Annotated in this window: 9 protein-coding genes; 6 read left to right on the forward strand and 3 right to left on the reverse strand. The window is 54.6% G+C overall.

The genetic code is table 11. The annotated features are described in order from the left end of the window. Nucleotides 1-66 precede the first annotated feature (66 nt). The 6 genes from sstT (at nt 67) to K5L82_RS16605 (ending at nt 7794) form a co-directional block, all read left to right on the forward strand. The gene (gene sstT / locus K5L82_RS03950; protein ID WP_223133241.1) at nt 67-1290 is read left to right on the forward strand and encodes a serine/threonine transporter SstT; all 1224 of its coding nucleotides are present in this window, start codon (nt 67-69) and stop codon (nt 1288-1290) included. Then, nucleotides 1290-1799 carry a shikimate kinase gene (locus tag K5L82_RS03955; protein WP_223133242.1) on the forward strand — a complete coding sequence of 170 codons (510 nt, stop codon included), beginning with the start codon at nt 1290-1292 and terminating at the stop codon, nt 1797-1799. Before sstT ends, K5L82_RS03955 begins: the two co-directional genes overlap by 1 nt. Nucleotides 1800-1836: 37 nt before the next feature. Then, nucleotides 1837-2958, forward strand: a complete 1122-nt coding sequence (locus K5L82_RS03960; RefSeq protein WP_223133243.1) for an exonuclease SbcCD subunit D — start codon at nt 1837-1839, stop codon at nt 2956-2958. Beyond that, nucleotides 2955-5585: an AAA family ATPase gene (locus tag K5L82_RS03965; RefSeq protein WP_223133244.1), complete on the forward strand. Its 2631-nt coding sequence runs from the start codon at nt 2955-2957 to the stop codon at nt 5583-5585. Before K5L82_RS03960 ends, K5L82_RS03965 begins: the two co-directional genes overlap by 4 nt. A 115-nt stretch (nt 5586-5700) precedes the next feature. Continuing rightward, the gene (gene astD / locus K5L82_RS03970; protein WP_223133245.1) at nt 5701-7170 is read left to right on the forward strand and encodes a succinylglutamate-semialdehyde dehydrogenase; all 1470 of its coding nucleotides are present in this window, start codon (nt 5701-5703) and stop codon (nt 7168-7170) included. A gap of 132 nt (nt 7171-7302) precedes the next feature. Beyond that, nucleotides 7303-7794, forward strand: coding sequence for a fibronectin type III domain-containing protein (locus K5L82_RS16605; RefSeq protein WP_262492492.1), 492 nt, complete (start codon nt 7303-7305; stop codon nt 7792-7794). A 16-nt stretch (nt 7795-7810) separates the two neighbouring features. Here the strand turns inward: K5L82_RS16605 and K5L82_RS03980 are convergent, their stop codons facing one another. The 3 genes from K5L82_RS03980 to K5L82_RS03990 are packed head-to-tail and all read right to left on the reverse strand — an operon-like array spanning nt 7811 to nt 12091. Next, the gene (locus K5L82_RS03980) at nt 7811-9694 is read right to left on the reverse strand and encodes a PAS domain-containing sensor histidine kinase (RefSeq protein ID WP_223133246.1); all 1884 of its coding nucleotides are present in this window, start codon (nt 9692-9694) and stop codon (nt 7811-7813) included. 32 nt (nt 9695-9726) lie between these two features. Then, on the reverse strand, nt 9727-11370 hold the full coding sequence (locus K5L82_RS03985) for a FecR domain-containing protein (protein WP_223133247.1): 1644 nt from the start codon (nt 11368-11370) through the stop codon (nt 9727-9729). Further along, nucleotides 11363-12091, reverse strand: coding sequence for a response regulator transcription factor (locus tag K5L82_RS03990; protein ID WP_133005096.1), 729 nt, complete (start codon nt 12089-12091; stop codon nt 11363-11365). The genes K5L82_RS03985 and K5L82_RS03990 overlap by 8 nt, the downstream gene beginning before the upstream one ends. Nucleotides 12092-12164: the final 73 nt, after the last annotated feature.

A 12164-nucleotide genomic window follows, 5' to 3' on the forward strand; every position in this document is an offset into this window, starting at 1 on the left:
AATTGTTCCGGTGGCGCATGAGTGCCGGGAGTGCGCCCGTTTTCGAATACTCAACAGGAGCTTGTTATGTCCGCTCGGCTATACAGTATGTTTCGCCCGCTTCTCCAGCTGGGCCTGATTACCCAGATTGCCATCGGCATCGTTGCTGGCGTTATCCTGGCGATCTCCCTGCCAGAGATGGCACAGTCGTTCTCATTGCTAGGCCAGTTATTCATTAATGCTTTGAAGGCGGTTGCACCGATTTTGGTATTCGTGCTTGTGATGACGGCTATCTCGGGTCACCAAAAGGGGCAGCCCACCAATATTCGCGATGTGATCGTGCTCTATGGTGTGGGTACTTTGGTTGCCGCACTGGTGGCGGTAGCGGCCAGCTTCGCCTTCCCAACGGAGCTGGTTCTGGATATTCCGGAAGTCAGCGGTAATCCTCCGGGCAGTATCGTCGAGATTCTGAACAACCTGGTGCTGAGCGCCGTTACTAACCCGGTTACTGCGCTGATGGACGCGAACTTTATTGCCATTCTCGCCTGGGCTATTGCGCTGGGCCTGATGCTGCGACACTCCAGCGAGGCAACCAGAAATGTACTCACTGATATGTCAGACGCGGTATCTGGTGTTGTGCGTATGATTATCAGTCTGGCGCCGCTGGGTATTTTTGGCCTTGTAGCCAATACCCTTGCCACAGCCGGCATTGGTGCGTTGCTGGGCTTCGGTCAGCTGCTCTCGGTTATCGTGGGCTGTATGTTGTTTGTGGCGTTGGTGACCAACCCGTTGATTGTGTTCTTCAAGTTGCGTCAGAACCCCTACCCGCTGGTTTTCGCTTGTCTTCGTGGCAGCGCCATCACAGCGTTTTTTACCCGAAGCTCTGCAGCTAATATTCCGGTTAACCTTGAGCTCAGTGAACGCTTGAAGTTGGACGCAGATACCTACGCAATTTCAATCCCTCTGGGTGCGACCATCAACATGGCGGGCGCTGCGATTACGATCTCTGTGATTACTTTGGCGGTGGTCAACACGCTGGGTATCCCCGTGGATTTCCCGACGGCATTGTTGTTGTGTGTGGTGTCGGCACTGGCGGCTTGTGGCGTATCTGGGGTGGCCGGTGGTTCGTTGTTGTTGATCCCATTGGCGACTAGCCTATTCGGCATTCCAACAGAAGTGGCCATGCAAGCGGTGGCGATTGGTTTTGTAATCAGCGTGGTGCAAGACTCCACGGAAACGGCATTGAACTCGTCAACCGACGTACTGTTTACCGCGACCGCCAGCCGAGCGGCTGAAGCAAAAGGTAAGTGATGGTGGCGGATACAAGAAATCTTGTGTTTATCGGCATGCCGGGCAGCGGCAAGAGTACCGTCGGCGTATTGGTTGCTAAGCGCCTTGGGCTCGGTTTTGTTGACACCGACCTGCTGATTCAGCAAGAGGCGGGGCGCACTCTGCAGGAAATTGTTGATCAGGATGGCTACGTAGCCCTACGTCATATCGAAGAGCAGGTCTTGCTAGGGCTCGATGTTCACGGGCAGGTCATCAGTACCGGCGGCAGCGCGGTTTACAGTGAAGCGGCGATGAAACACCTCAAAACCAATGGTACGGTGGTGTTTCTGGATATCCCTCTGGAGTGTGTCGTCGAGCGCATTGGCGATTACAGTCTTCGGGGCATTTCCCGGCGTCCTGACCAATCGTTGTCGAATCTGTTTGATGAGCGATTTGCGTTGTACACGCAATACGCGGATTTGACGATTCAGAGTGAAGGAATGAATCAGGATCAGGTTTGCGAGGCAGTCATCACAGGGCTCGGAGCCTGAAACGCCCACATTATCGGATTTCTCTAAGGAAGGTAGTATGCCGAGGTTTTTGCACACAGCGGACTGGCAAATGGGGCGTTCCTACAGCCGGTTTGAAATCGAAGACGGTGCTGCGCTGGTAGAAGCCCGCTTTGCGGGGATTGAAAAGCTTGCACAGTTGGCTAATGAGCATCAGTGCGATGCGGTGTTGGTGGCCGGAGATGTCTTTGATGCGCAAACGGTGTCTGACCGCACCATTCGCCGTGTGTTTAATGCTACCAAAGACTTTACTGGCCCTTGGGTGATGTTGCCCGGCAATCACGATGCCGCACTGGCGGAAAGCGTGTGGACCCGGGCCCGGCGTTTGGGTGCGGTGCCAGATAACATGCATCTGGCGCTGAAGCCCGAAGTCATCGTCCTGGAACCTCAAGGGTTGGCGATACTGTGTGCACCTCTGACCCAGCGTCACACCTACGGCGACCTTACCGAACCCTTTTCTCAATACGAAACCCCGAATGATTTGCTCCGGATAGGTTTGGCTCATGGCAGTGTGCAAGGCCTGCTGTCTGAAGACATTGACGCCACCAACCCGATTGCGCCCGAGCGCGCGGATGCGAGTCGGTTGGACTACCTCGCCTTGGGAGACTGGCACGGGACCAAGCAAGTCAACGAGCGTACTTGGTACTCCGGGACTCATGAAGCTGAGCGGTTCCGGAACAACGATGCTGGTAATGCTCTTATTGTTGAAATTGCCACCCCCGGCGCTACTCCGTCCGTCGCTCGGGTGGCGACCGGCCAATACCAATGGCACCAGTGGCGGGAGATTCTGACGGTGGAGTCTGATCTTGAGGAGCTTCTCAAGCGGCTGGAAGCTTTGCCGGATGCGTCGGTGGTGGATCTTCGTCTTGAAGGCGCGATCACCTTAGCCGGCGAAGATCGGCTTCTGGATGCGCTCTCGGTGGCTGAAGCCCGGTTTCGCAGCATTCAATGCGACCGCAGTAACCTCCAGCTTGAACCTACTGATGATGATATCGCTGCATTGCATGCAGATGGTTATGTCGGTGAGGTGATTGGAGAGCTTCGGCAGCAACAACAAGAGCAACAAAGTGAAGAAGCGCGGGATGCGCTGGCGATTCTTGCCGGCTTGCTGAAAGACCGAGAGCAGGAGGCGGGCCAATGAAACTGCAAAACCTGCGTGTTGAGCAGCTGCGTCAATTCCGGAATCCTTTTGTTCTGGATAACCTGCAGCCCGGTTTGAATCTGATACACGGCCCGAATGAATCGGGCAAAAGTACGCTGGTTCGAGCGATTCGTGGTGCGTTCTTCGAACGTTACCGATCAACGGCGGTGGATGATTTGCGTCCGTGGGGAGATTCTGCCGCCGCTCCCACGGTGACCCTGGAGTTCGAGCACCAAGGCGAGGCGTGGCGATTGACCAAAAGCTTCCTGCAGCGCAAACGGTGTGACCTGACCATTGGTACCCGCAGTTTCAGTGAAGACGATGCAGAAGAGAAACTGGCGGAACTGTTGGGTTATAAATATCCCAAGCGCGGCGCCAGTAAAGCCGAGCATTGGGGTATTCCAGGGTTGCTCTGGGTTGAACAGGGCACCGGGCAAGATCTGGAACAGTCGGTTGAGCACGCCGGGGATCACCTGAAATCGGCTTTGAATTCACTCGTGGGAGAAGTGGCCAGTTCCGGCGGAGACGAGGTTATCGAGGCGGTTCGCGTCCAGCGTAATCAGCTTCTGACCGGAACGGGAAAGCCTCGAGGCGAATACGCGCAACTGGATAAAGATCGCTTGGAAGCGGAGCAGACGATCAGCGAGCTGAAAGAACGCATTCTGAGGTATCAGGAGCAGGTAGACCGCTTAGGCAAGCTCACCAAGGAATATGAGCGCACAGAAGCCGAGCGTCCATGGGAAGACGCGCAGCGGCAGCTGGACGAAACTCAGGTGCGTTATCAGCAAGTTCAGCAGTTGGAACAGGCGCAGGCTCAGGAGAAAGCGACGCTCGAACAACTGCAGCAGAGCCGGCGTTTGTTGGAGCAAAACCAAGAGTATCAAGAAAACCTGAGTCGGCAATTGGCAGCCCGCAAAGTCGATTTGGAAAAAGCGCAGGCCGATGTTCAGCGGCTGGAGTTGCAAGCGCCTGCTAATGCGGCCCGGTTACGCGAAGCCAAGGCCGGTTATGAAATGGCCGAGCAGCACGTTAAACAAGCCCGCCTGCATGAGGCCCGAACCCGATTGGAGCAGGACGCAACGCGTCTGCAACAGCGTGTCCAGCAGCTGGCTCAGAATCTGACTAAGGCCCGCGACTATCAACAGCAGGTTGAACAAGCGCGTCAGCAGGTACGGGACAACCGGATCGATGCGGCAGCGGTGCAGCGCCTGAAAATCGCAGAGCGTCAGTTGAACGAAGAGACGATCCGTTCAAACGCGATCGCCACCCGCTTTAGTTGGAACCTTGAGCCCGAACGATCTGTCGCCTTGAACGGCGAGGTACTGCATAGCCAAGGCGAACAGCAGTTGTTGGAGGAATCCAATGTCGTGATTCCGGGGGTGGGAACCTTGGGAATTACCCCGGGCGGTGAATCACTGGCCAGCACCCGGCGAAACCTCGCTACCTTGCAGCAGACCGTGGCTGAGCTCCAGAGCACGTTGGGTGTCGATTCGGTGCTATCAGCTGAGAACCGGTTGTCGGCTTTCGAAACGGCCGGGCGGGCGCAACAACACGCTGAAGAATTGCTCAAATCGGTCGCTCCAACGGGCATTGATCCACTTTTGCTCGAACAGAGTGAAGCACAACGAGAGCTGGAAAGTGCCACGGAGCAATTGTCGGCTACGCCCAAGCCTGATGCCTCTAAAGAGGTGCTCGAGTTGGTTGCGGCGGACGCTGCGTTTGAACGTGCAGCGGCTGCTCTAACCGCCGCGGAAGCGCAAGATCAGAAACATCGCAGCGCAATGATGTCGGTTCAGCAGGCCAGAGGCACCGCGCAAGCGGAGTGGCAACGGTTAGCCGATGAAGAGCAAAGCCCGGAGCGACAGCAGAAACTGAAGCAAATTGCGGAAGAATTGCTTGGCCTTGGGCGCAAAGCTAAAGCGCTGGAAGAAAGCATAGAGCGTCGTTCACGAGAAATCCTGAACGCTCGCCCAGATATACTTAAGCAAGACATAGAGCGTTATCAACGCACCATTGCCAACCTCCGCCAGACCCACGAGGCGCGCGGACGCGAGCTTCGGGATATTAAAGTCCGATTAGAAGCCTGGGGCGCGGAAGGATTGGAAGAACAGCTCAACGATCAAACGGCAGAGTTTGAGCGGTGCTATCGCCGTTATCAGGAGTTGCACCGCCGTGCGCGGGCGCTGGATTTGTTGCTGGCCTCGCTGACCGAGAAGCGACAGGCGTTAACCCGAAGGCTACAAGCACCGTTACAAAAGCACCTTCATCACTATCTATCGGTGTTGTTTCCTCAAGCCACTCTCGAAGTGGATGAGCACCTGCGCCCCGGAACGTTCACACGGGGAGCGGAACTTGGTCAGGTGACAGAGTTAAGTTTTGGTGCCCGGGAGCAAATGGGCTTGATCAGCCGTTTGGCCTACGCGGATTTGCTGCGCGAAGCCGGCCGCCCGACCTTGATCATTCTGGATGACACACTCGTCCACAGCGATCAAGAACGACTAGATGACATGAAACGTATCTTGTTCGATGCCGCCACACGCCACCAGATACTCCTTTTCACCTGTCATCCTGAGAAGTGGCAAGACCTTGGCGTACCGCCGGTGGATATTCAGGCGTTGAAAGTGTAATTCACCGGCGTCTCCTCTGATTTGCTCAAGGCTGTACCGCCTATAGCCTGCTACGCTTATTCCAAATGCAGCAAGGCCTGCTATTCAATTCCCTTCTGTTAACAAGGAGTTTCAAATGACGCTTCCGGTAATGATTAACGGCGAATGGCTCAAAGGGCAGGGCGCTCCGTTTTCGTCGCTGAACCCGGCCACCGGTGAGTTGTTTTGGCAGGGGAATGCAGCCGATGACACTCAGGTTTCGTCGGCTGTGGTGGCTGCAAGAAAAGCCAGTTCCGAATGGGTGGGGGTAGGTTTTGAACAACGAGTGAGCATCGCCCGAAGGTTTGCCGAATTGCTGGGTGAGCAGAAAGAGACGTTTGCCAATTGTATTGCCGCTGAAACCGGCAAACCCCTTTGGGAGGCACGAACGGAAGTAGGAGCGATGATCGGGAAAATCGAAATTTCCGTTAAGGCCTATAACGAACGTACTGGCCAGCGCAGCAGCGAAGTTGCCGGCGCGCGGGCGGTGTTGCGCCATAAACCCCATGGCGTGGTCGCCGTGTTTGGGCCTTACAATTTTCCAGGCCATCTACCGAATGGGCACATAGCGCCCGCACTGATTGCTGGCAATACCGTCGTGTTCAAACCCAGCGAGTTAACGCCTGCCGTGGCGGGGAAAATGGTGGAGTTGTGGCTGGAAGCCGGCTTACCTGAAGGAGCGTTGAGTCTTGTGCAAGGTGCCAAAGAAACCGGCATCGCGCTGGCGAACCATCGAGATATCGATGGCTTGTTTTTTACCGGCAGCTCCGCCACCGGACAGATACTGCATAAGCAGTTTGCCGGGAATCCCGGCAAAATTCTTGCGCTTGAAATGGGGGGCAACAACCCACTGATTGTTGATGAACCAGCCGATATGCAGGCCGCGGTCTATGAAACCATTCAGTCGGCTTATATTACCTCGGGCCAGCGTTGTACCTGTGCGCGACGTTTGCTGGTGCCGGAAGGTACCTGGGGAGACGGCTTCTTGTCTGCACTCACGAAAGCGGTAGAGGCGATCAAAGTGGGGGGTGCCTTTGATGACCCCGCGCCCTTTATGGGGAGCGTGATATCGGAATCGGCTGCCGATGGTGTTCTGGCGGCTCAGGACCAACTGTTGAATCGCGGCGCTGTGGCGTTGGTTTCAGGTAAAAAGCTTCAGCCAGGAACCGGCTTGCTGTCACCAGCACTCATTGACGTTACTTCGGTCGCCGACATCGACGATGATGAGATCTTCGGGCCGTTGCTGAAAGTTACTCGTTATGGTGATTTTGATGAGGCCGTTCGGCTGGCTAACGATACCCGTTTCGGATTATCAGCGGGTCTGTTCAGCGACAGCGAAGAGCGCTTTGAGTATTTCTATCAGCGCATCCGAGCCGGCATTGTGAATTGGAATAAACAGCTCACTGGCGCATCCAGTTCCGCGCCTTTTGGGGGTGTGGGCGCCAGCGGTAATCATCGGGCCAGTGCCTGGTACGCGGCCGACTATTGTTCCTACCCCGTCGCCGGCATGGAGGCGACCAATCTTTTACTACCAGATACATTTGCCCCGGGTTTGAAACTTAACTGAACGATTTGCCGGCTTTTGTAACTGGAATGGCGAAAAGTTGACGAATTAACAACAAAAAGACAGACGTTTCTCGTATTAGTGGTTCCGTCGATTTTATAGAATTTCACAAATTCGACGAAAAGCTGGTGCGAGATGAACGAAAAACGCGTCATTAAAATGTCAAAGGCATGGATTGCCGCGTTTGCTCTGGGATTGGTTTTGACGGGTTGTGGAGGTGGAGGATCTGGTGGTTCTGATTCTCCTGTATCGAACTCATCCGGAACGAATAGTTCCGCCTCGGCTGAGACGGGCAAGGGCTCGTCAGCGAACACCGGTGAGACAACGGAGTCAGAGTCGGCGGAACAGCCTCGTTCAGCTATATTGAGTTGGTCTGCCCCCGCTACCCGCGTCAATGGTGATGGCATCGCCATGGGTGAGCTGGATAAATACGTGATCCGCTACGGCCAGAATATCGAAGATCTCAATGAAGAAATCGTGCTGGAAGAGGCTGAGTCGTACGCTGAAATGTCTCATACCGTAGAGAGTCTCGGTACTGGGACTTGGTATTTCACGATTCAGGTTCAGGATAAACAAGGGCTGATCAGCGAGCCTTCAGAGCCTGTAAGCAAAACCATCCAATCTTGACGTTCCGGTCGCCCCGTTATCCCATTGGATCGGCAATCGGCAGCTTAAGGGTGAAGGTGGTGCCTTCACCCGGCATTGAATCGACGTAAATCTTCCCCTTATGTTTTTCCACGACGGTTTTGACGAACGCCAAACCCAGTCCCGTGCCGTGGTTGCCTGCAATTTCGTTATGGCGCGGACGATGGTAACGATCGAACAGATAGGGCAGTTCTCGCTCATCGATTCCTGAACCTTCGTCGGCAATGGCAAGTCCGGCAATGTGGCCAGCCTGGTACACCTGGATGGTAATCGTGGTGTTCGGAGCGCTGTACTGGATGGCGTTAGTAAGCAGGTTAATGACGGCCCGCTCCAGCAGTTCTGCATTCCCCTGCAACCACAGATCTTCGGTGTCATTCAATTCCAGGCGAATGTGTTTCTCGTAGGCCTGTTCGCTGACGCTGTCTCTTGCGTTTTCAACAATAGCCAGCAGGTCGCAATCATAAAACCGGGTTTCGGATAGCTGTTCTGCGCGAGCCAGGTTTACGAACTCTTCTGCCAGCGAATAGCTGCGCCGTGCCAGTTTGCCCAACTGTTCAATCTGGTATTCGTTGATGTTCGACGGGTCCCGCTTTAACTGTTCAATTAACGCGAGTTGAGACACCAGCGGCGAGCGCACATCGTGGGATATGAAGTCGATCACTTGTCGATGTTGACGCTGTTGTTCGCGGAGTTCTGAAATGTCAGAGATGTTGGCGATAATGCCCGATTGTGCGTCTCCGGGAAGAGTTACGGGCGCCAAATGAAGGATAAAATCTCTGCCGTGCACCTTTAGATTGACCGCGCGGCTTTCACTCAGCGTCAGGGTTTCTGAGACAATTTCGTGCCAAGAAGGATTCTCTTGCGGGTCGTGGCCCTGAAGCAATTTAATCAGAGGCATGCCGCTGAGACTTGGCATCGGTTCACGAAACCAGTTTTCAATATGACGGTTAGCAAACCGGATAACGGCAAGCTCATCGGTCACGATGATGCCGTCTGGCATGTGCTCGAAGCTGTGTTGAATGAAAGATTGCATCTGGCTAAGGCGTTTGTTTGCCAGCTGTACTTTCTCTAAACGAGGTGAGAATGCCTGAACGGAGTGCTGGGTGGGCGTCATGATTGTCTCGCTTTCGAGCTCAAGACCACGCAAATATTGTTGGGTCACCTCGCGGCTCAGGTCGTTTTTCAGGGACAGTCCTAGAACATAAGTCGAGCTACCCCGCTCGAGTTTTACCCAGCTTTGATTCAACTGATGAACCCAATGACCTGGTTTGGGCAAATGGGGGGCTTGCGCCATGGTCATACCATGAATTTGAAGCAGTTCCCCGTTCTCCCACAGCAACCATCCTTCGGGTTCAAGAAATGCTTGAAAATGTTCCAGCAATTGAGCCGGTTGCCGTTTTGTCGATTGCGGCAGTGACAGATGAGGTGTGCTCGCCATATCATCCAGCTGTTGGTTCAAAAAGCGGTTGGTCATGACAAGCCGGTATCCAGTGGCAATGGGGACGGCAAAAAGTATCAACAGCAGAGTATCGATAATGGGTAGCTGAATACGCAGATAAAACAGCAGCAGAAGATAGCCGGCGATAAGAAGGCCAAATATCGCCATACAGGTGATCAGCGTATAGGAATGTGTGAGTCGTGGTAGCAGAACCGCCAGAATGATCAATACCAGAACGCTGAGGGTGACGCTGGCCCAATCGCCAATGGCGGTCACTGCAACTTGATGGTTTACCAGTGTTGGCCACGTGGTGATTGTCTGATCGTAAAGCCAATGCTCTAGACGATCAGATAACCCGTTGCCCTGAAATAGAAACAAACTCAGGATCAGTAAAAGGCCTAGGGCCCACGGCGCGTTTTTTATGGTAAGCCAGTCCTTGGTCATGGGCCTCGTGCTATTGCAGGTTCAGTCGGTGATTAGTCGAGATACAGCTCGCGGCCGGGGCCCCAGCGGCTAGCAACCGGCCCCTCTGAAACCGCCTTCACGCGCACAAAATACCGCCGCCCGGGAATCAGGCGCAACGAGGCTGCGGTGTCTGGCACGTCGGCTTCTTTGATAATGTTCTGAAAGCTGGGTTCTTCAGAAAGCTGCAATCGATATTTGTCAGCAAAATCAGCCTGCTCCCAAAATACCCGAACCTGACTGTCCAGATAATTGATGTTGATGATTCGAACCGGTGGCAGGGTGCCATTGACGGTGAGTTTTCGGGCTTCGGAGGCTGCGAATGATGTGCCGCCGGCTTCAGTCGTCACCCGCCAGAAATAGGTACCCGGGCTTAGAGCTCGTGAAGGTAGCGCACGAGTTTCTGGAGCCCATTCACTGGTGCTCATCAGGTTCTCGAACGTTTGGTCTTGTGAAATCTCGACACGAGCCACTTCGTTTGACCCCTTCAGCTGCCAACGAAACTCCGGCATGTCATCGTCGACACTGGCATCGCTCTCAGGGCTTATAAGTACCGGAGTTTTGGCATGCAGCTCCACTTCGATCGGAATCACCGAAGGTAATCCCGCAATACCACGTTTATCAAGAGCGGCAACATGGACTTCGTATTGCCCGTTGTCGAGTTGATCTATCGGGAATTGGTTGCTGGTGACACTGCGGCTTTGTACCCATCCACCCGAGAAGGTCTCAAAAATATCGATTCGATGGGCGGGAGCGAGCGTTGTTTGCCAAGATAGTTTCAGCGGTAGCTGGCTGACCAACGGTTCTACGGGGTTAATTTCGGGGCGCGGTGGCAGCTGGCGGATGTGCAGACGCTCTGAGCCTGTCGTGGCGACGCTTGCGCCATAACCCGCTGGAATTCTTTGTGCCTTACCGGGGCGACCAAAATCTACAGCGCCCTCTTGTACTTGGACGCTGCTGTCGTTGGCATTCGCCTGCAGAGTAAACGCGGTGCCACGCACGGCAACTACGGCCGATGGCGTTGTGATTTCAAACCGGGAGCCATTTCCACGAAGGGGTTTTACGCGGGAATGCACTTCACCTTTGTGTAACCTAAGCCGAGTGTCTACCATGCCCGTTTTACCGTACTGGGTCAGCCGGTTGAACATTAGCCGGGAGTTGGGCGAAACCCGCAATTCGGAGCCATCGGCTAGTGTCAGTGTGGCTGAACCGGCGCCTAACAAAAGCTCGTCACCGACTCGAATCAAAGACTGCTCAGTCAGAGCGATTTTACGAGCATCGGACCCCGAGATGTGCTGAACGTTGCCGCTGACGGACGATACTCGCACAGGCTCGGGTTGACGCTTTAGCCAGGCAGTCGGGATGCGTAGTGATTGTCCCGCCTTGAGGCTGGTGTTGCCGGGTAATCCGTTGTGTGCGAGTAGCCGGTAGCTGTCTCTGGGGTTCTGCAGTAACGACTCGGAAATGCTGGCCAACGAGTCCTTTTTTTGAAGGGTGTAGACCCATTCCGACATTGTTTCTGCAGAATGGGAAGGCACAGGCGCAGAACCCTGAGCAACCGTCCACTCTGCCAGCGCAAGGCCGGGCATGAGGGTGATTGCCAGTGCAAACCAGTAGGCCAGACTGTTGCGCAAGGTAGGCACGATCGGCTTAGGCATTGGAGGTAAGGTCGCTCGCGGGTGCCGTTGCTTCGGTTGCTTGAACGGCCTCCAAGCGATACCCCCGCTGATAGATGGTTTTAATCCGAAAGCCGTTGTCCGGATTGAGCCCCAGCCGACGGCGTAGTCGGCTGATGTGAGTGTCGACGGTGCGTGTGTTGATGTCTCGTGCCACTCCCCATACTCGTTCCAGAAGAACGTCCCGTGTGAGCAGGCGGCCCTGATTTTGGAACAGGAACAGCGTCAGATCGAAATCCTTATCGGTCAGGGTCAGGAGTTCGCCGTGCAGGTGAATGCTGCGCTGATTCATGTTGACCTCGAAGGGGCCGAACACCAGCAGCTCTTTATCGCTCTCAGGGTTGCTGCGACGTGCCAGAGCGTTCAGTCGGGCGATGAGTTCCGCAGCGCGTGCTGGCTTTGCCAAGAAATCGTCTGCACCGGCATCGAGCGCACAAACAATGTCACTTTCGCTATCGTGCTGGGTCAGGAATATCGCCGGAATAGCCCAGTCGAGGTGAGTGCGTACGCTTTTTAAAACGTCGATGCCTGTCATGTCCGGTATCTGCCAATCCAGAATGATCAGGTCGTAACTGCGGTGTAGTACGGCGCTGAGAAAGGATTGACCGGTGGCAAAGCTATCGCATTCGTGTCCTTTGTCGGACAGTATTGCTTGAATGTTTTGCGCTTGTTCAAATTCATCTTCAAGCAGAGCAATGCGCATTGAGCTTAGCCTCTATCGTGATACTTGGTGCGGGGCGTTTTTGCAGAATGAAAAAATAATGAACTCTGCAGCA

Source organism: Marinobacter sp. AL4B (assembly GCF_019916045.1).
Taxonomy (GTDB): Bacteria; Pseudomonadota; Gammaproteobacteria; order Pseudomonadales; family Oleiphilaceae; genus Marinobacter.